This is a genomic window from Pseudomonas sp. GM60 (assembly GCF_000282415.1).
In the GTDB taxonomy this organism is placed as follows: domain Bacteria; phylum Pseudomonadota; class Gammaproteobacteria; order Pseudomonadales; family Pseudomonadaceae; genus Aquipseudomonas; species Aquipseudomonas migulae.
The window spans coordinates 52,327-74,663 of record NZ_AKJI01000047.1 but is presented as its reverse complement, the minus strand read 5'-3'; the positions used below and the strand labels follow the sequence as shown (position 1 = coordinate 74,663).

Here is a 22,337-nt window from a genome sequence, read left to right as displayed (position 1 = left end):
CGGTTTGCGCCATGGTTGAAAACTACCACAATGAAAAAGACCCAAAGGAACAGGGACAGTGAAGATGGATGTTGCGCCAGAAAATTCGGTACCCATTGCAGGTTTGCCTCATGTGCATGACCTCGATGAGTGCCGCAACATTCAAAAAGGGTCGGTGTTCATCATTGCCTCGGGGGCAACCGCCAAGGATTTTCCGCTGGAGAACTACGCAGGCATTCCGATGATCACGATGAACGGGGCCATCTCGAAGTTCATCGGTACCGATATCAAGCCGTTCTTTTATGCCTGCACCGACATTGCCTTTTACCGGGAGCAGCCCGAATTGCTGGCGGCGGGGATGCACCTCAGTGAGCGGGTTGCCGTGTGGGAAGAGCACATCCGGCGTTCGGCCGTCATGCCCGAAGGGGACCTGTACCTGCTGACCAAGGCGCCCAAGCTTTCCTGGAGTGACCTGGTCTTCAGGGGTGATAAGGAACTCATCAGAAGTCGCAGGCTTGGAAACGGTCGCAACAGAACCCTGGGGTTCAGCAAGAACCTCAAGCGCGGCTTTTTTGATGCGCGCACGGTGGCCTATCTGGCGCTGCAAATTGCCTACCACGCAGGTTTTAACAAGGTGTTTCTGGTGGGTGTCGACTTGAATCAGTCAGTGCGGCGTTTTTATGAAGAAGACGATGCCGACGCGTCACCGTGCATGCTCGATCAGCATTTTTTTACGAGAATTCTGCCCTCGTTCAAGATCCTGTCGAAGTACGTCGTGAATGATGATTTTCAGGTTTACAACTTGTCCGGTTCCTCCAGGATTCCTGTCGAACTTATTCCTCGGGTGACGTTGGATGAAGTCGACAGGATGCTCTGAGGATTGTCCATGCATTCATGAATGAGGCTTACGCCTTGAGGCCGGGTTTCGCGCACGAATGGGCGTTCATTGCGCGCCCATTCCTCATGCTCATGCCTTGCCCAGCTCTTCCTGCAAAAACGCCACCAAGGCTCGCTGCAACCCGGTCAACGCGCCCTCGCGGCTGATCAGCGCCAACTCGGTCGGCGGCAGTTCGGGCAGATCGCTGCACACGCGGTGCTCGGGCAGCACCGCCGAAGCGGGCAGCACCGACACGCCCAGCCCGGAGGCCACCGCTGCCTGAATACCCGTCAGGCTGTGGCTGCCAAACGCAACGCGCCAGGGCCGCTGCGCCACATCCAGCAGACGGATCGCCCGTTGCCGATAAATGCAGCCCTGTGGGAACAAAGCCAAGGGCAATACTCCATTGGCGGAGTCGACTCCCACACCCTTGACCCACACCAGCGTTTCCGGCCACGCCGCCCAGCAGGGGCCGCTGTCCGGTTCGCGTTTGACCAAGGCAATATCGAGGGTGCCCGCCGCGAGTTTTTGCTTGAGATCGGTGCTCATGCCGCTGACGGTTTCCAGGCGCGCTTCAGGTCTGGCCCGGTTGAAGCCGGCAAGGATCACGGCCATGCGCCGGGCATCGAAATCTTCCGGTACGCCGATGCGCAGGATTTCCAGGTCGAGGTCGCTGGCCAAGGCTTCCACCGCCTCCGAGGACAGGGCCAGCAAGCGCCGTGCGTAGTGAATCAGCATCTCGCCGTGCTCGGTCACGCTGATGTTCTGCCCGGTTCGGTCACGCAACAGCAGCGCATGCCCGACCAGTTCTTCGAGTTTGCGTACCTGTTGGCTTACGGTGGATTGGGTCCGGTGCACGCGTTCGGCGGCGCGGGTGAAGCTGCCTTCGTCCGCCACGCAAACGAAGGTCTTGAGCAATTCGAGATCGAGCATGGCGGCCTCTTGATATTCGATTTGTCACTGACAGGTCGTTATTAATTTAATTTCACACTATCACTGATCGCTTTTAACCTGAAGATCACCCTTCAGAGGAAACGAACATGACACTCACAATCACCCCGCGCCCCGAGTGGCTGACCTTCGATTGCTACGGCACGTTGATTCAGTGGGATGAGGGCTTGAAAGCCGTGGTGGCGGACATCTTGCGCGACAAGGGGGATCACAGCGTTGATGTCGATCGTCTGATCGAGGTGTACGACCGGTATGAGCACCGGCTGGAACAGATGCCGCCGCATCGCTCGTTCCGCGAGTTGAGCACTAGCGGGTTGCATCTCGCCCTGGAAGAACTGGCGTTGGCGAGTGCCCCCGAAGACAGCCTGCGCCTGGCCGCGGCGATCCCGCGGATGCCGCCGTTTCCGGAAGTGATCGAGACGCTCGCCGGGCTCAAGGCGATGGGCTTCAAGCTGTGCATTGTGTCCAATACCGATGACGACATCATCGCCGGCAACGTTGCGCAACTGGGCGGGCACATCGATCGGGTCATCACGGCGCAGCAGGCCGGCGCTTACAAACCGGATCCGCGACTGTTCGACTACGCTCACGAGCAACTCGGCGTGACACGTGAAAAAGTGGTGCACATCTGCGCCAGCCCTACGCTGGACCACACCGCCGCGCGGGACATGTACTTTCGCTGCGTGTGGGTCGATCGCGGCACCGGTCGGCAATTGCTGCCGGACTACCAGCCCGATGCGACAGTAAACACGCTGGATCAAGTCGAGCCCTTGTTCAAATCCCTTGGCTGGTAAACCCGGAGTCATTGCCATGGCACACACCCTTGCAGGCGGTTCCCGTCCCACCCGTTACACCGAGCTGAATCTGGATTCGCAGGCGGCCATCACCGCGCGCACGGAACTGGCAGCGTGCTTCCAGCTCGCGGCACTGCACGGCCTGGAGGAGGGGATCTGCAACCACTTTTCCGCGATGGTGCCGGGCCGGGATGATCTGTTTTTTGTGAACCCCTACGGTTATGCCTTCGAAGAAGTCAGCGCTGAAAATCTTCTGGTCTGCGACTTTCACGGCAATGTCGTGGCCGGCGAAGGGCAGCCTGAAGCGACCGCGTTTTACATTCACGCCCGCCTGCACCAACAGCTGCCAAGGGTGAAAGTGGCGTTCCATACGCACATGCCTCACGCCACGGCGTTATGTTTGCTGCAAGGCCCGCCGTTGTTGTGGCTGGGGCAGACGGCATTGAAATTTTACGGCCGCACGGCGGTGGACGAGGACTACAACGGCCTGGCCCTCGATGAATCCGAAGGCGACCGGATCGCCAGTGTCATGGGCAATGCCGACATTCTGTTTCTGAAAAACCACGGTGTGATTGTCGCCGGACCGACCATCGCCGAGGCGTGGGACGATCTGTATTACCTCGAACGTGCCGCCCAGGTGCAACTGATGGCGATGGCGACCCAGCGCGATCTCAAGCCTGTGCCCGAGCCGATTGCCCGGCGCGCCTACGAACAAATGCGCCTGGGGGATGCCGAAAGCGCGCGGGCGCATTTGCACAGTGCGATGCGCAGACTGTCCAAAGGACGATTGCCCCTCACTACGGCGTAGACTAAGCTCGCAAAAAATAAGGGTTTTGGGCCTTCGTCCATGCCTTACCCTTGCAGGATGAGCTTTGCCTAATCTCCAAAACGACCCGCACATCGCCACTGGCGTTGCTTTGAAACGGTTACCGCTGCGCAAGGCAGCGATGCTGTTCATTGCTGTGGTGTGCCTGTGCCTGTGCGGTTTGCTTTACCTGCAACTGGAGCAATCGCGCCGGCACGATCTGGCCGTGGCCGAAGTGGCGTCATCGAACCTGACGCGAGCCATGGCGCAGCAGGCCGAAGACACCTTCATGAAAGCCGACCTGGTGTTGACCAGTCTGGTTGACTGGATTCAGGCCGACGGCTTCGGTCCGCCGCAGCGCCCACGTCTTCAGAAAACGTTCGCCCAGCGGGTGCAGACGCTGAGTCAATTGCACGGGATCTTGCTGTTTGACCAGAAGGGCCAGTGGATCGTGACTTCTTTTGCGGATCTGCCTCGTGGTCGAGGCGTGGCGGACCGCGAATACTTTATGTATCACCAGCAGAACGTATCGTCCGTGGCGCACATCGGGCCGGCCATTCGCAGTCGTGAGAATGGCGAGTGGATCATTCCGGTCTCCAAGCGCATCAACGATAAAAACGGCCATTTCCAGGGCGTGTTGCTGGCCGGCATCAAGATGTCCTACTTCGACCAGTTCTTCAAAAGCTTCAGCCTTGATGACAATGGCTCGATGTTTTTGGGGCTGACCGACGGGACGTTGCTGGCGCGCCGGCCGTTTGTCGAAGCGCAGGTCGGCACGTCGTTGGCCAATGGCGAGATCTTTCAGACGTTGCTGCCAAACGCGCCCTCCGGCAATGCAACGTTCCGTTCGGTGGTCGACGGCACCGTGCGGTTGTATGGCTACCGACAGCTCGACGCCTACCCGCTGGTGGTGTCGGCGGCATCGTCCAGGGATTCGATTCTCAAGGGGTGGTACGACACTGCATTTCGATCCAGCGCCATCGTTGCCCTTGTCGTGCTGGGCATTGGGTTGTTCGGCTGGGTGTTCGTGCGGCAGGTTCGCCTCGGCGAGCAGGTCGAGGCGGATTTGCGCAAGGCCAAGGAGGCGCTGAAGCTCATCGCGACTCACGACAGCCTGACCGGCCTGGCCAATCGCCGACTGTTCGAGCAGGCGCTGGACATTGAGTTTGGCCGTGGCATCCGTCAGTCGAGCTCATTGAGCCTGATCATGCTCGATATCGATTACTTCAAGCGCTACAACGACGCTTATGGCCACGTGGCGGGGGACCATTGCCTGGCGCAAGTGGCGCGGGCAGTGAAGAGTTGCTGCCATCGAAAAGCCGATCTGGCGGTGCGGTACGGTGGTGAGGAGTTCGCAGTGTTGCTGCCGGATACCGATATTCACGGTGCGATGGTCATTGCCGAGCATATCCGTCGCGCCGTCATGGCCAAAAACATCAGCCACAGCGGTTCGCCCAACGGTTTCGTCACGGTCAGCCTGGGCTGCTATTCGTTTGTGCCCACGCGGCTGGACAGCACCGAAGTGTTCATCGGGCGTGCGGACGCCGCCTTGTATCAGGCCAAGCATTCAGGGCGAAACCGTTCGGCGGTGCTGTCCATCGACGGCGGGATCGAGGAGTTGATGCGCTCGGATCGTTGAGACGACTCAGGCGCGAGCGGTCTGTGCGGATTAGCGAAGGCTGTAATCGGCAAGTTTTTGTTCGAGCCGCTGACGCACCATCGGCCATTCATCATCGATGATGCTGAACCGCACCGAGTTGCGCTTGCGTCCGTCCGGCATGATCCGTTCGTGACGCACGATGCCTTCCTGTTGTGCGCCGAGCCTGAGGATTGCGTTGCGCGACTTCTGATTGTTCTCGTCGGTGGTGAACTGCACCCGCACGCAGTCCAGCACGTCGAATGCGTGGCGCAGCATCAGATATTTGGCTTCGGTGTTGACGAAGGTTTTTTGCCAGCGGGCCGAGATCCAGCTGCTGCCGATTTCGAGCTTGCGATTGAGCCGGTCGATTTTCCAGAAGCGCGTCGAACCGATGACCTCGCCGGTGTCCTTGAGCACGATGACGTAGGGCAGAACAGTGCCTGCATCCCGTCCGTCGAGGGCTTTTTTCAGGTAGCTGTGCACCGTGATCGGGGAGGGCACGACGGTGACAGTCAGGTTCCACAGTTCGCCATCTTCGGCAGCGTGTACCAGCGCATCGGCATCGGCGTATTGCAGTGGGCGCAGGCAGATTCTGTTGCCTTCCAGCGGTGTTTCCATGGCGTCGGTTTTCTCGGCAGATCAGGCAGGCGTCGAGCGCCTATTACGCCGTAGTTCCGACTGCCGACGCAACTGGCAGGGCTAATCGTCGTGTGGCGATTGGCGAAATCAATTGTCGGTCGTACCGTTTTATCCCTTATACATGGCGGCCATCGGCGCAGAGATCTGCGGCCACTGCATAAGGACCGAGCAATGAGCGAGCCACGCCTGAGCAATCTTGCGTTGTACCTGCAACGCCTGGGTTTCGATGCACCACCGGCACCGACCCTGGACACCCTGCGTCAACTGCAACTGCGTCACACCGGCGCATTCCCGTTTGAAAACCTCACCACGCTGTCAGGCGAGCCAGTGCTCATCGATCTGCCGTCCATCGAGCAAAAAGTCCTGCACGATGGTCGTGGTGGTTACTGCTACGAACTCAACAATCTGTTTCTGGCGCTGCTTCAGGCGCTGGGCTTCAACGCTCGTGGTATCTCCGGCCGAGTGGTCATGGGCCAACCCGAGGGTGCGTGGACAGCGCGGACACATCGCTTGAGTCTGGTCACCCTGGATGACGTGCGCTACATCACCGATGTCGGCTTCGGTGGCATGGTGCCTACGACACCGCTGCTGCTCGATACCCCGGCCGAACAGCGCACGCCCCACGAACCCTATCGCATTGAGCAACATGCCGATGGCTACACCTTGCGCGCCAACGTTGCCGGTGAGTGGCGGGCGATGTACATCTTCGACCTGCAACGGCAGGAAGACATCGATTTCGCCGTCGGCAACTGGTACGTCTCGACCCATCCTGAATCGTCTTTTGCCAGGCAACTGATGGTGGCGCGAACGGGAGAAGGTTGGCGGCGCACGCTCAACAACGGCAGTTTTGCGATTCACCGGATGGGCGGCGAGAGCGAACGCCTGCAGGTGACGGATGTGGATGAGCTGGTCGGATTGCTGGGGCGCGAGTTCGGGATTCGGGTGCCGGAGCACGCAACGCTCAAACAAGTGCTTGCGCGGTTGATCGTGGCGGCGTAGCTCAAGGCTTCATCACACGATGAATTTCACTGAGCACCTCCGATAGTTTTTTCTCCAGGCTTTTTAGCTCGGCGGCCGTTATCCCTTCTTTGAAATGTCCGGCATTTACAACAGCGGTGTTCGGGATGGCCGCTGCGCTCTTGCTTCCATCGCCGAGCAAGGCCTTGCGCAAGGTGTTGTTGATCACCGTCTGATAACCGAAACCTTCGCTCTCGGCGGCGAGGCGCGCCGCGTCTAACACGACATCGTCGAGCATGATGGTGATGCGGGTTTTGCCTTTGTTCGAAGCTACCGCTCCGCGTTTGGCCTTGCTGAAATCGTATTCGTCTTTCATGGTTCAAGCCTCCAGATATCGGCGCCGCTCATTTTTGGTAGCGGCGCGCGCGGAAATGATTCGAACGAAATTCGGCTCGCGGCAGGTGTACGCAACGACCAACAATCGACCTTTGGCATCCAGCCCCATGATGATCCACCGCTGCTCATCGTGATGGTTGTCCTCCAGCGAGAGGGCTCTCTCGTCATAAAACACCGCCTCGGTCTCCGCGAGGCTGATCCCTTGGTGCTTTAATTTGTTAGCTGCGTTCTTTGCCTTGTGAAACTGAATCTCGAATGACTTCATTATGCATACTTTATATGTATAAGCGAGAAGGCGTCCGTGCCGGCGGTCGCTTGGAATGCCAAAGACTAGCGGGCGGGGGAGATGGCGCAGGAAGGATGTATTTCAAATGTTTTTTTGGAGGGGGAAGCAGCGCAGGGAAAGGACTGCATGGACACATGTCCATAATCTGACTGATGAGTTGTATACAACTCTATAGACATTTGTCCTGAGTCTTGCATACAGTGTGCGCATAACAAAAACCAGGGAACCCCCCAACCATGAAAACGCCCCATGTTTCACACCAACGGCCTGAGGACGAAAACCTCGGTGTCGGCGCGAATATGGCTTACGGCCTGCAACACGTTCTGACCATGTACGGCGGCATCGTCGCGGTGCCTTTGATCATCGGCCAGGCGGCCGGGCTCTCGCCGGCGGACATCGGTTTGTTGATTGCTGCTTCATTGTTTGCGGGGGGCTTGGCAACATTGCTGCAGACCCTCGGTTTACCGTTTTTCGGTTGTCAGTTGCCGCTGGTGCAGGGCGTGTCTTTCTCGGGCGTCGCGACGATGGTGGCGATTGTCAGCAGTGGCGGGGAGGGCGGGTTTCAGTCGATTCTGGGTGCGGTGATTGCCGCGTCGTTGATCGGTTTGCTGATCACGCCGGTGTTCTCGCGAATCACCAAGTTTTTCCCGCCGCTGGTGACGGGCATCGTGATCACCACCATCGGCCTGACGCTGATGCCGGTGGCCGCGCGCTGGGCCATGGGTGGCAACAGCCATGCGCCGGATTTCGGCAGCATGGCGAACATCGGCCTGGCGGCGGTAACGCTGGTGCTGGTGTTGTTGCTGAGCAAGATCGGCAGCGCGACCATCTCCCGGTTGTCGATTCTGCTGGCCATGGTCATCGGCACGCTCATCGCGGTATTCCTCGGTATGGCGGACTTCTCGTCCGTCACCCAGGGCCCGATGTTCGGCTTCCCCACGCCATTTCACTTCGGCATGCCGACCTTCCACTTCGCTGCGATCCTGTCGATGTGCATCGTGGTCATGGTGACGCTGGTCGAAACCTCGGCGGACATCCTCGCGGTCGGTGAAATCATCGACACCAAAGTCGACTCCAAGCGCCTGGGCAACGGTCTGCGCGCCGACATGCTGTCGAGCATGATCGCGCCGATCTTCGGTTCTTTCACCCAGAGTGCGTTCGCCCAGAACGTCGGGCTGGTGGCGGTGACCGGGATCAAGAGCCGTTACGTGGTGGCCACCGGCGGCTTGTTTCTGGTGATCCTCGGCTTGCTGCCCTTCATGGGGCGGGTTATCGCCGCGGTACCGACCTCCGTGCTCGGCGGCGCCGGGATCGTGCTGTTCGGCACCGTAGCGGCCAGCGGAATTCGTACGCTGTCCAAGGTCGACTACCGCAACAACGTCAATCTGATCATCGTCGCCACTTCCATCGGTTTCGGCATGATCCCCATTGCCGCGCCGAACTTTTACGACCACTTCCCAAGCTGGTTCGCCACGATCTTCCACTCGGGCATCAGCTCCTCGGCAATCATGGCCATCGTGCTGAACCTGGCCTTCAACCACCTCACTGCCGGTAACTCGGATCAGCAGTCGGTGTTTGCTGCCGGTACTGAGCGAGTCCTGCGCTATCAGGATCTGGCAGCGTTGCGCGAAGGGGATTACTTCAGCGAAGGCAAGTTGCATGACTGCGACGGAAAGGAGATCCCGGTGATAGAGACGGATCATGGGCATGGCGAGCCGAAGGCGGTGCATGTCAAAAGCAGTGAACATGTCTGAATAAAAAAGGCGCCCCCAGGGGCGCCTTTTGCATGAGATGACCCCGTACTGTAGGAGCCGGCTTGCCGGCGATGGCGACCTTGAGAACGATGCATTCTTCAAGGCCCTCATCGCCGGCAAGCCGGCTCCTACAGTACGGGGTCATCTTTTCCAACGCCCACAAAAAAGCCCCTGAACCTTTCGATTCAGGGGCTTTTCGATCTTGCTGTCTGGCTCCACGACCTGGACTCGAACCAGGGACCCAGTGATTAACAGTCACTTGCTCTACCAACTGAGCTATCGCGGAATGGCGTGTATGTTACTGATTCAAAAAGAGAAGTCAAGCACCTGTTGGCAATTTGAGCGATTCGTCGGGACGGACGGCGGTTTATCGGCGATTGGCGGTTACCAGAATCGCACCAGAGGTCTACCATGGCCGCCCGGAAGTGGTGACACGCGCTGCCGGCCATTCGCCGAAAAGGTACGCGCCATGAATCACCCAACCCTCACACTTCGCCATAACGAGGTGTTCGCATGAGCATCGCTCAGATCAGCCTGCCCAAAGGGGTCGGTCCGCACGCCGAAAAACTGTTCGACGCAATCACTCAGGCCAGCACCGCTGACGAATTGAATCGCGCTGGCGGCAAGGCCGAAGGTTTTGTCCTGGGCCTGGAAAGCACCAAGGCCATCAAAAGCCAGGTCGCCGAGTCGCTGTACGTCGCTTATGACGATGCAGCCAGCCAACGCGCGACCGAACTGGCTTAACCGCCGAACGTAATGGTGGCGAGCATCAGCTTGGCGTACAGCAGTGTCGCGCCCAGTTGAACCAGCCACAGCGCCAGGCCGCCAAGAAAGACCCCCGCAGCCACTTGCAGCACCAGATTGTTGCCGCGTTTGGCCGGGGTGCGGGGGATGAAGTCATTCAGGTCATCCAGGTCATCGCGCTCAGCGCGCAGGTCATCGTTTTTCATATCGGCTCACATCGAATTCGGTGGTGTACACAGACCTTGTAGGAGCCGGCTTGCTGGCGATGGCGTCCGTCCAGCCAATAAATAAGCTGACTGACCCACCGCTATCGCCAGCAAGCCGGCTCCTACAGGGTAGATGTGTGCAGTCTAGAGGGCTTGGTTGGCGGGTTGAGAATTATCTGCGGTCAATAAAAAACGGGAAGCCCAAGGGCTTCCCGTTTTGTTTAGCGCTTGAGGACTCAGATCACCGCAACGATGGCCTTGGTCACCACGTCGATGTTGCTCTGGTTCAGCGCGGCAACGCAGATGCGGCCGGTGTCCAGGGCGTAGATGCCGAACTCGCTGCGCAGACGGGTCACTTGCTCAACCGTCAGGCCGGAGTAGGAGAACATGCCGCGCTGACGACCGACAAAGCTGAAATCGCGCTGAGGAGCCTGTTTCGCCAGCAGGTCAACCATCTGGGTGCGCATGCCGCGAATCCGCAGGCGCATTTCGGCCAGTTCTTCTTCCCACTGGGCGCGCAGTTCCGGGCTGTTCAATACAGCGGCAACGATGCTTGCACCGTGGGTCGGCGGGTTGGAGTAGTTGGTGCGGATCACGCGCTTGACCTGCGACAGCACGCGCGCGCTTTCTTCTTTCGATTCGCTGACGATCGACAGGGCGCCCACGCGCTCGCCGTACAGCGAGAACGATTTGGAGAACGAGCTGGAAACGAAGAAAGTCAGGCCCGACTCAGCGAACAGACGCACGGCTGCGGCGTCTTCGTCGATGCCATCGCCAAAGCCCTGGTAGGCCATGTCGAGGAACGGCACGTGACCTTTGGCTTTCACCACCTCCAGAACGTTTTTCCAGTCCGCCGGGCTCAGGTCAACACCGGTCGGGTTGTGGCAGCAGGCGTGCAGCACAACGATCGAGCCGGACGGCAGGGCGTTCAGGTCTTCCAGCAGGCCGGTACGGTTAACGTCGTGGGTCGCGGCGTCGTAGTAGCGATAGTTCTGCACCGGGAAACCGGCGGTTTCGAACAGCGCGCGGTGGTTTTCCCAGCTCGGGTCGCTGATCGCCACGACGGCGTTCGGCAGCAGTTGCTTGAGGAAGTCGGCACCGATTTTCAGCGCGCCGGTACCGCCAACGGCCTGAGTGGTGATGACGCGGCCAGCAGCGATCAGCGGCGAGTCATTGCCAAACAGCAGTTTTTGCACGGCCTGGTCGTAGGCAGCGATGCCGTCGATCGGCAAGTAGCCACGGGAAGCGTGTTGAGCGACGCGAATCGTCTCGGCTTCGACAACGGCGCGCAGGAGTGGAATTCGCCCCTCCTCGTTGCAGTAAACACCGACCCCCAGGTTGACCTTGTTGGTACGTGTATCGGCGTTGAATGCTTCGTTGAGGCCCAGGATTGGATCGCGTGGTGCCATTTCGACAGCGGAGAACAGGCTCATTTTTGCGGCGGCTCTGAATGGAGTGTGGAGGGACGTGTCGCGCTCCAGCCGAATGCACTAGAGCGGTGCACAAACGGGGAGCTAGTATAGAGGTCATCCGCGATTGATGGCGACAGTCGATTCGGCTTTTACCGTAAGTTTTTCCGATTATTTTTCGACCGTTAGTCGATTGATCGCGTCAGAGGCTTCAAGGGATGTAGGACGTTTGCCTTGAAAGAGAGGGCAATCGACTCCACATTGAGCACAATCCAGTTTTTTCCTCGGGCGACGTCGGTCGTTTGCGGTCTTTCTCGTTCCTGTCCGGTTTGACCGCGTACGGGTGAACCCAGAGGTATTTCATGTCTGAATTCCAGCTAGTCACCCGCTTCGAGCCCGCCGGCGACCAGCCGGAAGCCATCCGCCTGATGGTCGAGGGCATCGAGGCCGGGCTGGCGCACCAGACGTTGCTCGGTGTGACCGGTTCGGGCAAGACGTTCAGCATCGCCAATGTCATCGCCCAGGTTCAGCGCCCGACGCTGGTACTGGCGCCAAACAAGACCCTGGCCGCGCAGTTGTACGGCGAATTCAAGGCGTTTTTCCCGAACAACGCTGTCGAGTATTTCGTTTCCTACTACGACTACTACCAGCCTGAAGCGTATGTGCCGTCCTCGGACACCTTCATCGAGAAAGACGCCTCGATCAACGATCACATCGAGCAAATGCGACTCTCGGCGACCAAAGCGCTGCTGGAGCGCAAGGACGCGATCATCGTCACCACGGTGTCGTGCATCTACGGTCTGGGCAGTCCGGAAACCTATTTGAAAATGGTATTGCACGTGGATCGTGGCGACAAGCTCGATCAGCGCGCCTTGCTGCGCCGTCTCGCCGATCTGCAATACACCCGCAACGACATGGATTTCGCCCGTGCGACCTTCCGCGTGCGCGGTGATGTGATCGATATCCACCCGGCAGAATCCGATTTTGAAGCGATCCGTATCGAGCTGTTCGACGACGAAGTCGAGAGCCTGTCGGCCTTCGATCCGCTGACGGGGGAGGTGATTCGCAAGCTGCCGCGTTTCACCTTCTACCCGAAAAGCCACTACGTGACGCCACGAGAAACCCTGCTCGACGCCATCGAGGGGATCAAGGTCGAATTGCAGGAGCGCCTGGAATACCTGCGTTCCAACAACAAACTGGTGGAAGCGCAGCGCCTCGAACAACGTACCCGTTTCGATCTGGAGATGATCCTCGAACTGGGTTATTGCAACGGCATCGAAAACTATTCCCGCTACCTCTCGGGTCGCGATCCAGGTCAAGCGCCGCCGACCTTGTTCGATTACCTGCCGGCCGACGCCTTGCTGGTGATCGACGAATCCCACGTCAGCGTGCCGCAAGTCGGCGCCATGTATAAGGGCGACCGCTCACGTAAGGAAACGCTGGTGGAATACGGTTTCCGCCTGCCGTCAGCGCTGGACAACCGGCCAATGCGCTTCGACGAGTTCGAAGGCATCAGCCCGCAAACGATCTTTGTCTCGGCCACGCCGGGCAACTACGAGGCGGAACACGCCGGGCGTGTCATTGATATGGTGGTGCGTCCGACCGGCCTGGTGGACCCGCAAATCGAAATCCGTCCGGCGTTGACCCAGGTCGACGATCTGCTTTCGGAAATCACCAAGCGCGCTGCAGTGGATGAGCGGGTATTGGTCACGACGCTGACCAAGCGCATGGCCGAAGACTTGACCGATTACCTGGCCGACCATGGCGTGCGCGTACGTTATCTGCACTCGGACATCGATACCGTGGAGCGCGTGGAAATCATCCGCGATTTGCGCCTCGGCACGTTTGATGTGCTGGTGGGGATCAACCTGTTGCGTGAAGGCCTGGACATGCCGGAAGTGTCCTTGGTGGCGATTCTCGATGCGGACAAGGAAGGCTTCCTGCGTTCCGAGCGCTCGCTGATCCAGACCATCGGTCGTGCGGCGCGTAACCTCAACGGTCGGGCGATTCTGTATGCGGATCGCATCACCGGTTCCATGGAGCGGGCGATCGGTGAAACCGAGCGTCGTCGCGACAAGCAGATCGCCTTCAACCTGGCCAACGGCATTACGCCGAAGGGTGTGTTCAAGGACGTCGCCGACATCATGGAAGGCGCCACCGTGCCGGGTTCGCGCAGCAAGAAGCGCAAAGGCATGGCCAAGGCTGCCGAGGAAAACGCCAGGTACGAAGCGGAATTGCGTTCGCCGGGGGAAGTCGCCAAGCGGATCAAGGCGCTGGAAGAGAAGATGTATCAACTGGCCCGCGACCTGGAATTCGAAGCGGCGGCGCAGATGCGGGACGAGATTGCCAAGTTGCGGGAGCGGTTGATCGCGGTTTGAGATTTGTGATGAATATGCGGGCCTCTTCGCGGGCAAGTCGGATCGCCGCACCGCTCGCTCCTACAGGTTTTGTGTCGTTTATCAATTTTGTGAACGACACAAAACCTGTAGGAGCGAGGCTTGCCCGCGAAGAGGCCGGTAAAGCACTACAAAAACTCAGTGCGCTTCGCCAGCCTTCAACCCCGCCGGCAACTGCTTGGTCAACAACACCGCAATCATGCTGATCCCCAGCGCAATCCCGACAAAGTGAAACGCATCGTTGTAAGCCATGATCGACGCCTGTTGATGCGCAATCTCACTGAGCTTGCCCAGCGCCGCCGCTTCACTGCCTAACCGGTCCGTCAGCGACGCCATGCGCTCGGCCACTTGCGGGTTGCTCGGCACAATCGACTCACGCAAATAATCAAAGTAGGTCTTGGTTCGCGCATCCAGCAACGTGGCTAGGAGGGCGATGCCAATGGCGCCGCCGAGGTTGCGCAGGATGTTGAACAGGCTCGACGCCGAGCCCGCGTCCTGCGGCAGGATATACGCGGTGGCGATCAGCGAGATGGTCACCATGATCAACGGCTGGCCGAGTGCGCGGATGATCTGGATCTGGTTGAACTGCGGCCCGGCGAAATCCGGGTTCAGCACCCCCGAGGAAAAACTCGCCAGGCCGAACAAGCCGAAGCCCAGGGTGCACAGCCATTTCGGCGAGATGACCTTCATCAACTTCGGCACCAGCGGAATCAGGAACAGCTGCGGCACGCCCATCCACATGATCACTTCGCCGATCTGCAGGGCGTTGTAGTTCTGGATCTGCGCCAGGTACAGCGGCAACAGAAAGATCGAACCGTACAACCCGACCCCCATTCCCAGGCTGGAAATACTCGATAAGCCGAAGTTGCGATTGCCCAGGATCCCGAGGTTGATCAGCGGATTGGGTTTGGAAAACTGCACAATCACAAAGGTGATCAGGCTGATCAGCGCAATGCTGCCCAGGGTCACGATCAGGTTTGATTCCAGCCAGTCTTTGCGATGGCCTTCCTCCAGAAAAACCTGCAGGCAGCCAAGGCCGATACCGAGCGTAAGAATCCCCATGTAGTCGGTGCTTTTCAGCAGTTCCCAGTGCGCTTCTTTTTTCTCCAGGCCATACATCAGGCCGGCGATCATGATCAGGCCAGGCGGAATGTTGATGTAGAAGATGTATTCCCAGCCCCAGTTTTCCGTCAGCCAGCCGCCAAGCGTCGGGCCGATGGAGGGCGCGAACGTTGCGGTCATGGCGAACATGGCCATGCCTTTGGCGCGATGGTGTTCGGGAAGCTTGATCAGCGTCAGGGTGAACGCCAGCGGGATCAGCGCGCCGCCGGTGAAGCCTTGCAGCGCGCGGAAAATGATCATGCTTTCCACGCTCCACGCCATCGAGCAGAGCAGGGACGAGGCAAGAAATCCAAGCGAAACCCACACCGCCAGACGGCGTGCGGACAGCAGCTGCACCAGCCACGCCGTCAGCGGAATCATGATGATTTCCGCGACCAGGTACGACGTGGAAATCCATGAGCCTTCTTCCAGCGTCGCCGACAGCGCGCCCTGAATGTCCTTGAGCGACGAGTTGGTGATCTGGATATCGAGCACCGCCATGAAGGCGCCGAGCATCACGCTCATCACGGCGATCCAGTCCCGCCGGGTGGGTTCGCCGGCCGGGCGGATCAGTTGATCACCGGCCATCGTCAGGGGTGTCTTTGATGTTCACTTTGGCGGTGACCGACATGCCCGGACGAATCTTGCCGTGCAGCGGGTTGTCTGCGGCGAAGGTCAGTTTTACCGGAATCCGTTGTACGACTTTGGTGAAGTTGCCCGTGGCATTGTCCGGCGGCAACAGACTGAACTGTGCGCCCGAGGCAGCGAACAGGCTGTCGACCCGCGCTTCGATTGGCGTGTCGCCGTAGGCGTCGAAGGTCAGTTCGGCTTTCTGGCCGGGCTGCATGTGGCCGATCTGGGTTTCCTTGAAGTTGGCCTGAATCCAGATGTCCTGATCCGGGACGATCGACAGCAAATAAGCGCCGGCCTGCACGTATTGGCCTTCGCGGGCGGCACGCTGGCCGATCATGCCGCTGATGGGCGCGTGGATTTCGCTGCGGGTCAGGTTCAATTCTGCCTGGGCCAGATCGGTCTTGGCGTTGGCTATCATCGCGTCGAGGCGCTTGATCTCGGCGCTGAGGGAGTTGACTTGCTGGCGCTGACTTTGTGCGTCTGCCTGGGCCTTGGTCACCTGCGAGCGGGCGATGTGGGTATCGGCGGAAAGGGTGGTCACGCGCTCTTCCGACACGTAGCCGGGTTTGCGCAGGGTTTGCGCGCGGGACAGGTCAATCTGCGAGCGACCGAGGCTGGCCTGGCTGGATGCGACTTGCGCCTCACTGGAGGCGATCAGGCTGGCTTGCTGCGTCAGTTTGCTCTGGGCTTGCAGGCGTTCGGCCTGGCGGGTGGCGAGAGCGGCGTTGGCGCGGTCGACAGCGAGGTGGAAGTCATCGCCTTCGAGCTTGATCAGCAACTGGCCCTTTTCGACGTGCTGGTTGTCCTGCACCAGCACCTGATCGATGCGTGCGCCCAACTGGCTCGACACACGGGTGATCTCGCCTTGGACATAGGCGTTATCGGTGCTTTCATAAAACCGTCCTTTGAAGAACCACTGGGCAAACAAGGCCCCGGCAATCAGCAGGACGATCAGCAGGAAAATAGACAGGCGACGCTTGAGTTGGGCAGGCATGGGGCAAACTGTAGTCGAGAATTTGTAAGGAAAGTTATCAGCAGGCGAATTTGGCATACAGTCGATAGTGGGTAAATGCCATCGGCTGATAATCCACCATTCATCCCGGCCCAGGCCCGTTGTAGACGCAAACTTGGCTTAAATGCCCTGCTCACTGGAGCCGGGCGGGCAACGCCTGTTACCATTCGCCCTTTGTTTTATCTTCATTTCGAGACTTGCCATGACCACCGTCCGCACGCGCATCGCGCCATCGCCTACCGGGGACCCCCACGTAGGTACCGCTTACATCGCTTTGTTCAACTACTGCTTTGCCAAGCAGCACGGCGGTGAGTTCATCCTGCGGATCGAAGACACCGATCAGTTGCGTTCGACCCGTGAGTCCGAACAGCAGATTTTCGACGCCCTGCGCTGGTTGGGCATCGACTGGAGCGAAGGCCCGGACGTCGGCGGCCCGCACGGTCCTTACCGTCAAAGCGAGCGCGGCGATATCTATCAGAAGTATTGCCAGCAATTGGTCGAGATGGGCCATGCCTTCCCGTGCTTCTGCACCGCTGAAGAGCTGGATCAGATGCGCACCGAGCAAATGGCTCGCGGTGAAACCCCGCGGTACGACGGTCGTGCGCTGCTGCTGTCCAAGGAAGAAGTTGCACGTCGCCTGGCCGCTGGCGAGCCGCACGTGATCCGCATGAAAGTGCCGAGCGAAGGCGTGTGCGTGGTGCCGGACATGCTGCGTGGCGACGTCGAGATCCCGTGGGATCGCATGGACATGCAAGTCCTGATGAAGACCGACGGCTTGCCGACGTACTTCCTGGCCAACGTGGTCGATGACCACCTGATGGGTATCACCCACGTGCTGCGTGGCGAAGAATGGCTGCCTTCGGCACCGAAACTGATTCTTCTGTACGAATACTTCGGCTGGGAACAACCGGAGCTGTGCTACATGCCGCTGCTGCGTAACCCGGACAAGAGCAAGCTGTCCAAGCGCAAGAACCCGACCTCGGTGACGTTCTACGAGCGCATGGGCTTCATGCCGGAAGCGATGCTCAACTATCTTGGGCGCATGGGCTGGTCGATGCCGGACGAGCGTGAGAAGTTCTCGCTGCAGGAAATGGTCGACAACTTCGACCTGAGCCGTGTCTCCCTCGGCGGGCCGATTTTCGACATCGAGAAACTGTCGTGGCTCAACGGCCAGTGGCTGCGTGACCTGCCGGTGGAAGAGTTCGCCAGCCGTTTGCAGACCTGGGCGCTGAACCCCGAGTACATGATGAAGATCGCGCCGCACGTGCAGGGCCGCGTTGAAACCTTCAGCCAGGTCGCACCGCTGGCCGGGTTCTTCTTCGCCGGTGGCGTGAACCCGGATGCCAAGCTGTTTGAATCGAAGAAATTGTCGGGTGATCAGGTTCGTCAGTTGATGCAGTTGATTCTGTGGAAGCTGGAAAGCCTGCGTCAGTGGGAGAAGGACAGCATCACCGCGACCATTCAAGCGGTGGTCGAGTCCCTGGAATTGAAGCTGCGTGACGCCATGCCGCTGATGTTCGCAGCGATCACTGGTCAGGCGAGTTCGGTGTCGGTGCTCGATGCGATGGAAATCCTCGGCCCGGACCTGACGCGTTTCCGTCTGCGCCAGGCCATCGACCTGCTCGGTGGCGTGTCGAAGAAGGAAAACAAGGAGTGGGAAAAACTCCTGGGCAACATCGCCTGATTCCCACGGTCCTGTAGGAGCGTTGCTTGCTCGCGAAGAACGATGACGCGGTGTGCCAGACACACCTAGGCGTCCCGTTCGCCGGCAAGCCTGGCTCCTACGGATCCATGTATACCCCCGGATTTACGGGGGGAGGGCGGTAAGTGATTGTTATGTCGGCAAAAAACTTTGGAAATTGTTAAAAATAAATTTGACACGTTTCCGAAGCGCCATTAAGATTCGCCCCGTCCTCAGCGATGAGGGGCTATAGCTCAGCTGGGAGAGCGCTTGCATGGCATGCAAGAGGTCGACGGTTCGATCCCGTCTAGCTCCACCAATTTACACTTCAAGGTCTGGCCACACCGGCCTTGAAGCGATCAACACTCAGCGTTGATCTGTTGTATAGAAGGGTTTGCGTCCCCTTCGTCTAGTGGCCTAGGACACCGCCCTTTCACGGCGGTAACAGGGGTTCGAGTCCCCTAGGGGACGCCAGTTTTACAGAAGCGATGTCGCAAGATGCCGCTCCGCCGCGAGGCGAAAAATCCGGGGCTATAGCTCAGCTGGGAGAGCGCTTGCATGGCATGCAAGAGGTCGACGGTTCGATCCCGTCTAGCTCCACCAATTTTACAGTTCAAGGTCTGGCCACACCGGCCTTGAATCGATCAGCTCTCAGCACTGATCAGTTGTATAGAAGGTTTTGCGTCCCCTTCGTCTAGTGGCCTAGGACACCGCCCTTTCACGGCGGTAACAGGGGTTCGAGTCCCCTAGGGGACGCCACGATTACCCGCTCTGCGGGATTTTATAAGGGTCATTCAATTATTGAATGGCCCTTTTGTTTGTCTGGCGTTTGGCCAAATCCCCCATTTCTCTCAAACTGTTCTTCAGACCAGCGGTCACATCTACGACTTGCGGAAAATTATTATGAGAATAATATTCTAGTCGTAATATTCGGAGGCAACGATGAACGATAAAAAAGCTCAAACCCGCGAACGCATTCTCAAGGCCGCCAGCGCAGCGCTGATTCAGCGTGGCCCGGCCGAACCGAGCGTGGGCGAAGTGATGGGCGCAGCCGGCCTGACGGTTGGCGGCTTCTATGCGCACTTCGAAAGCAAGGACGCGATGATGCTGGAAGCGTTCAAGCAACTGCTCGGTCACCGCCGTGGCTTGATCGCCGACATGGACGCCGAATTGACCGGCGAAGAGCGTCGCGCGTTGGTGGCGGCGTTTTACCTGTCACGCAAACACCGGGATTCCTCTGAATCCGCGTGCCCGATCCCGGCCTCCGTCGGCGAGCTGGGACGCCTGCCGGATGCATTTCGGGTGGCATTGAATGAGCACGTGGAAATGATGGTCGCGCAGTTGGCGGCCAGCCCGGAAGACACCGACAAAGCCTTGGCCGACATGGCCTTGATGGTCGGTGGATTGGCTCTGGCACGGGCGCTGGGGCCGGGAGAGTTGTCTGATCGATTGCTGCGTGCCGCCAAGTCGGCGGTGCTATGACCTGAAGGCAATGGCCTGAGGAGTGAGAGCGATGAGCACGTTAAAGTGGGTTCGTGGCGTTAATGGCACCTTGGGCTGGTTTGCACCGAAACTGGTCGCGAGCAAAATGCGACTGGCGTTCATGACGCCGCGGGATCTGCCGCCGCGTGATTGGGAGTTGCCGTTATTGGCGAAATCCGAGCGCATCACGCTCCGTTTCGGTCTCTCGGCGTTGCGCTGGGGGCAAGGCCCGGCGGTATTGCTGATGCACGGTTGGGAAGGTCGGCCAACGCAGTTTGCCAGCCTGATCACCGCGCTGGTTGACGCCGGCTACACCGTAGTCGCCCTGGACGGTCCGGCTCACGGTCGCTCGCCGGGCAACGAAGCCAACGTCGTGCTGTTCGCCCGGGCCATGCTTGAGGCCGCTGCCGAGTTGCCGCCGCTGCAAGCGGTCATCGGTCACTCGATGGGCGGTGCCAGCGCCATGCTCGCCGTTCAGTTGGGCTTGCGCACCGAAACCCTGGTGACCATCGGCGCTCCGGCGCGGATTCTCGGGGTTCTGAGAGGATTTGCCCGCTACGTGCGACTACCGCCAAAAGCCCGTTCGGCGTTCATTCGCCAAGTCGAAAAAGACGTCGGCATGCGTGCGGCTGCATTGGATGTCTCGCGCTATCAGCTCGACATGCCTGGTCTGATCGTTCATGCCGAAGACGACAACTTCGTCCCGGTCAAGGAATCCCAGCTGATCCACGAGGCCTGGTTCGACAGCCGTTTGCTGCGGCTGGAGGACGGCGGTCATCAACGGGTGCTTGCCGACCCGCGGGTGATTGATGGCGTGTTATCACTGCTGGCCGGTCGCAGTCTGCAATCGCGCCAATCGGCCTGAGCATCCGTTACACTGCCCCGGTCGACATTATCTGACCGGGAGTGGGGCATGGGCTGGGATCGGGCAACGCCATTTATCATTGATCTTGCGGTGGACGCCGAGGACATCGACGGGTTGGGCCACGCGAATAACGCGGTATACGTGACCTGGCTCGAACGCTGCGCCTGGCGCCACTCGCAGCGGCTCGGCCTCGATCTGGTCGAGTACCGGCGGCTGGATCGGGCGATGGTGGTGGTGCGGCACGAGATCGATTACCTGGCGGCGGCCTATGAAGGCGATGAGTTGCAATTGGCGACCTGGATCGTCGATTGGGACCAGCGCCTGAAAATGACCCGACACTTCCAGCTCAAGCGCCCGAGCGACAACACCACGTTACTGCGCGCGCAAACCACGTTTGTCTGCATTGAGCTGTCCACGGGCAAACCCAAGCGCATGCCGGCGGAATTCATCGAAGGTTACGGCCAGGCGTTGCAAGTCGCGATTTGAGTGTCTTTGCGGGCCTCTTCGCGGGCAAGCCTCGCTCCTACATGAGATCGCACCGCACCTGTAGGAGCGAGGCTTGCCCGCGAAGGCGTCCGCACAATCATCACCGTCCGGTCTGACGAAATACCTTCTAACCGCCGAAACCAGTAAACTGCCGCACGTTTTTCGTCGAGTGTGTTTTTCATGCAAATTGCTTTGGCGCCCATGGAGGGGTTGGTCGACAACATCCTGCGGGACGTGCTGACCCGTGTGGGCGGTATCGATTGGTGCGTGACCGAGTTCATCCGGATCAACGACCAACTGCTCACCCCTGCCTATTTCCACAAGTTCGGTCCTGAATTGCTGACGGATGCGCGCACCGCGTCCGGCGTGCCATTGCGCGTGCAGCTGTTGGGTTCCGACCCGGTGTGCCTGGCAGAAAACGCCGCGCTGGCCTGTGAGCTGGGTTCCGAAGTCATCGACCTGAACTTCGGCTGCCCGGCCAAGACCGTCAATAAATCCCGTGGCGGTGCGGTACTGCTCAAAGAGCCCGAGCTGCTGAACCAGATCGTCGAGCATGTCCGTCGCGCCGTCCCGGCGCACATTCCGGTCACCGCGAAAATGCGTCTCGGCTTCGACAGCCCTGACGGTTCGCTGGTCTGCGCCACGGCCCTGGCCGAAGGCGGCGCGGAGCACATCGTGGTGCATGCGCGGACCAAAATGGACGGCTACAAGCCGCCGGCGCATTGGGAGTGGATCCCTCGCGTGCAGGAAGTGATCAAGGTGCCGGTATTCGCCAACGGTGATATCTGGAGCGTCGAAGACTGGCGCCGCTGCCGCGAAATCAGCGGCGTGGAAGACATCATGCTCGGTCGCGGGCTGGTGTCGCGTCCGGACCTGGCCCGGCAGATCGCCGCCGCCCGTGCCGGTGAAGAGGTGGTCGAAATGACCTGGGCCGAGCTGCTGCCGCTGATTCAGGACTTCTGGCTGCAAGCCAAAGCCCAGATGACGCCACGCCAATCGCCCGGTCGCCTGAAGCAGTGGCTGGCGATGCTGACCCGCAATTATCCCGAGGCGGTTGAGCTGTTCACCCTGCTTCGCCGTGAAACCGAACTGGATCAGGTTTCGCGTTTGCTGGGGTTGCAGGTAGCCGAAGCGGCCTGAAAAAAATCTCGAAATAATCTCTTGAAATGCAATCAGCGGTCCCTATCTAAGGATTACGCGATGCCGAATTCGGGTCGCGGAGACAAAAAACTTGCTGATTGTTTT

The 22,337-nt window shown here is 59.4% G+C and carries 21 protein-coding genes and 5 tRNA genes; 17 read left to right on the top strand and 9 right to left on the bottom strand.

From position 1 onward, the window contains the following. The first annotated feature begins 64 nt into the window (after window positions 1-64). Window positions 65-856 (top strand): WaaZ-like lipopolysaccharide core biosynthesis protein, encoded by a 792-nt coding sequence (locus PMI32_RS17190; RefSeq protein WP_008028345.1) that lies wholly within the window; start codon window positions 65-67, stop codon window positions 854-856. 90 nt (window positions 857-946) lie between these two features. On the opposite strand, the gene PMI32_RS17195 is transcribed toward PMI32_RS17190, so the two are convergent. Continuing rightward, complete coding sequence (locus tag PMI32_RS17195) at window positions 947-1,789, bottom strand: LysR substrate-binding domain-containing protein (protein ID WP_008028343.1); 843 nt, start codon at window positions 1,787-1,789, stop codon at window positions 947-949. Window positions 1,790-1,896: 107 nt separating this feature from the next. Between PMI32_RS17195 and PMI32_RS17200 the strand changes: the two genes are divergently transcribed. The 3 genes from PMI32_RS17200 to PMI32_RS17210 all read left to right on the top strand — a co-directional run bounded on the left by PMI32_RS17200 (window position 1,897) and on the right by PMI32_RS17210 (window position 5,045). After that, window positions 1,897-2,601, top strand: coding sequence for a haloacid dehalogenase type II (locus PMI32_RS17200; protein WP_008028342.1), 705 nt, complete (start codon window positions 1,897-1,899; stop codon window positions 2,599-2,601). A gap of 16 nt (window positions 2,602-2,617) precedes the next feature. Continuing rightward, the gene (locus tag PMI32_RS17205; RefSeq protein ID WP_008028340.1) at window positions 2,618-3,409 is read left to right on the top strand and encodes an aldolase; all 792 of its coding nucleotides are present in this window, start codon (window positions 2,618-2,620) and stop codon (window positions 3,407-3,409) included. 64 nt (window positions 3,410-3,473) lie between these two features. Next, complete coding sequence (locus PMI32_RS17210) at window positions 3,474-5,045, top strand: GGDEF domain-containing protein (RefSeq protein ID WP_008028338.1); 1,572 nt, start codon at window positions 3,474-3,476, stop codon at window positions 5,043-5,045. Between the two features lie 30 nt (window positions 5,046-5,075). Here PMI32_RS17210 and PMI32_RS17215 read toward each other — a convergent pair whose 3' ends face one another. Then, entirely contained in the window at window positions 5,076-5,663 is a 588-nt protein-coding gene (locus PMI32_RS17215; RefSeq protein WP_008028336.1) for a GNAT family N-acetyltransferase, read from the bottom strand. Between the two features lie 192 nt (window positions 5,664-5,855). On the opposite strand from PMI32_RS17215, the gene PMI32_RS17220 reads away from it, so the two are divergent. Beyond that, window positions 5,856-6,683: an arylamine N-acetyltransferase family protein gene (locus tag PMI32_RS17220; protein ID WP_008028335.1), complete on the top strand. Its 828-nt coding sequence runs from the start codon at window positions 5,856-5,858 to the stop codon at window positions 6,681-6,683. A 1-nt stretch (window position 6,684) separates the two neighbouring features. Here PMI32_RS17220 and PMI32_RS17225 read toward each other — a convergent pair whose 3' ends face one another. Further along, window positions 6,685-7,017 (bottom strand): BrnA antitoxin family protein, encoded by a 333-nt coding sequence (locus PMI32_RS17225; protein WP_008028332.1) that lies wholly within the window; start codon window positions 7,015-7,017, stop codon window positions 6,685-6,687. A 3-nt stretch (window positions 7,018-7,020) separates the two neighbouring features. After that, window positions 7,021-7,302: a BrnT family toxin gene (locus PMI32_RS17230; RefSeq protein WP_008028329.1), complete on the bottom strand. Its 282-nt coding sequence runs from the start codon at window positions 7,300-7,302 to the stop codon at window positions 7,021-7,023. A gap of 257 nt (window positions 7,303-7,559) precedes the next feature. Here PMI32_RS17230 and PMI32_RS17235 point away from each other — a divergent pair, with 257 nt between their 5' ends. Next, complete coding sequence (locus tag PMI32_RS17235) at window positions 7,560-9,077, top strand: nucleobase:cation symporter-2 family protein (RefSeq protein WP_008028327.1); 1,518 nt, start codon at window positions 7,560-7,562, stop codon at window positions 9,075-9,077. Between the two features lie 210 nt (window positions 9,078-9,287). Here PMI32_RS17235 and PMI32_RS17240 read toward each other — a convergent pair. Continuing rightward, window positions 9,288-9,363: transfer RNA gene (locus PMI32_RS17240), tRNA-Asn, on the bottom strand. Between the two features lie 227 nt (window positions 9,364-9,590). Here PMI32_RS17240 and PMI32_RS17245 point away from each other — a divergent pair. Then, window positions 9,591-9,821, top strand: coding sequence for a hypothetical protein (locus PMI32_RS17245; protein ID WP_008007186.1), 231 nt, complete (start codon window positions 9,591-9,593; stop codon window positions 9,819-9,821). On the opposite strand, the gene PMI32_RS17250 is transcribed toward PMI32_RS17245, so the two are convergent. Together PMI32_RS17250 and PMI32_RS17255 are read right to left on the bottom strand one after the other, a co-directional pair. After that, complete coding sequence (locus PMI32_RS17250) at window positions 9,818-10,027, bottom strand: hypothetical protein (RefSeq protein ID WP_008028325.1); 210 nt, start codon at window positions 10,025-10,027, stop codon at window positions 9,818-9,820. The genes PMI32_RS17245 and PMI32_RS17250 overlap by 4 nt on opposite strands. 236 nt (window positions 10,028-10,263) lie before the next feature. Continuing rightward, window positions 10,264-11,460, bottom strand: a complete 1,197-nt coding sequence (locus PMI32_RS17255) for an amino acid aminotransferase (RefSeq protein WP_008028323.1) — start codon at window positions 11,458-11,460, stop codon at window positions 10,264-10,266. A 338-nt stretch (window positions 11,461-11,798) separates the two neighbouring features. Between PMI32_RS17255 and uvrB the strand changes: the two genes are divergently transcribed. Next, window positions 11,799-13,814 carry an excinuclease ABC subunit UvrB gene (uvrB, locus tag PMI32_RS17260; RefSeq protein WP_008028321.1) on the top strand — a complete coding sequence of 672 codons (2,016 nt, stop codon included), beginning with the start codon at window positions 11,799-11,801 and terminating at the stop codon, window positions 13,812-13,814. 156 nt (window positions 13,815-13,970) lie between these two features. Here uvrB and PMI32_RS17265 read toward each other — a convergent pair whose 3' ends face one another. Then, a complete protein-coding gene (locus PMI32_RS17265; protein ID WP_008028319.1) occupies window positions 13,971-15,521 on the bottom strand; it encodes an MDR family MFS transporter in 1,551 nt (516 codons plus the stop codon). Beyond that, window positions 15,511-16,560, bottom strand: coding sequence for an HlyD family secretion protein (locus tag PMI32_RS17270; RefSeq protein WP_008028317.1), 1,050 nt, complete (start codon window positions 16,558-16,560; stop codon window positions 15,511-15,513). Before PMI32_RS17270 ends, PMI32_RS17265 begins: the two co-directional genes overlap by 11 nt. Before the next feature lie 220 nt (window positions 16,561-16,780). Here PMI32_RS17270 and gltX point away from each other — a divergent pair, with 220 nt between their 5' ends. From gltX to PMI32_RS17315, 9 genes are all read left to right on the top strand, one after another. Next, a complete protein-coding gene (gene gltX, locus PMI32_RS17275; protein WP_008028315.1) occupies window positions 16,781-18,262 on the top strand; it encodes a glutamate--tRNA ligase in 1,482 nt (493 codons plus the stop codon). Window positions 18,263-18,502: 240 nt separating this feature from the next. After that, window positions 18,503-18,578, top strand: a tRNA-Ala gene (locus PMI32_RS17280). A 79-nt stretch (window positions 18,579-18,657) separates the two neighbouring features. Beyond that, window positions 18,658-18,733: transfer RNA gene (locus PMI32_RS17285), tRNA-Glu, on the top strand. A 53-nt stretch (window positions 18,734-18,786) separates the two neighbouring features. Beyond that, window positions 18,787-18,862: transfer RNA gene (locus PMI32_RS17290), tRNA-Ala, on the top strand. Window positions 18,863-18,942: 80 nt separating this feature from the next. Beyond that, window positions 18,943-19,018 (top strand) — tRNA-Glu (locus PMI32_RS17295). 183 nt (window positions 19,019-19,201) lie between these two features. Next, on the top strand, window positions 19,202-19,741 hold the full coding sequence (locus tag PMI32_RS17300; RefSeq protein WP_008028313.1) for a TetR/AcrR family transcriptional regulator: 540 nt from the start codon (window positions 19,202-19,204) through the stop codon (window positions 19,739-19,741). Between the two features lie 31 nt (window positions 19,742-19,772). Further along, window positions 19,773-20,606 (top strand): alpha/beta fold hydrolase, encoded by an 834-nt coding sequence (locus PMI32_RS17305; protein WP_008028312.1) that lies wholly within the window; start codon window positions 19,773-19,775, stop codon window positions 20,604-20,606. 48 nt (window positions 20,607-20,654) lie between these two features. Continuing rightward, window positions 20,655-21,092, top strand: a complete 438-nt coding sequence (locus PMI32_RS17310) for an acyl-CoA thioesterase (protein WP_008028309.1) — start codon at window positions 20,655-20,657, stop codon at window positions 21,090-21,092. Between the two features lie 180 nt (window positions 21,093-21,272). Then, window positions 21,273-22,232 carry a tRNA dihydrouridine synthase gene (locus PMI32_RS17315; RefSeq protein WP_008028308.1) on the top strand — a complete coding sequence of 320 codons (960 nt, stop codon included), beginning with the start codon at window positions 21,273-21,275 and terminating at the stop codon, window positions 22,230-22,232. Window positions 22,233-22,337 lie beyond the last annotated feature (105 nt).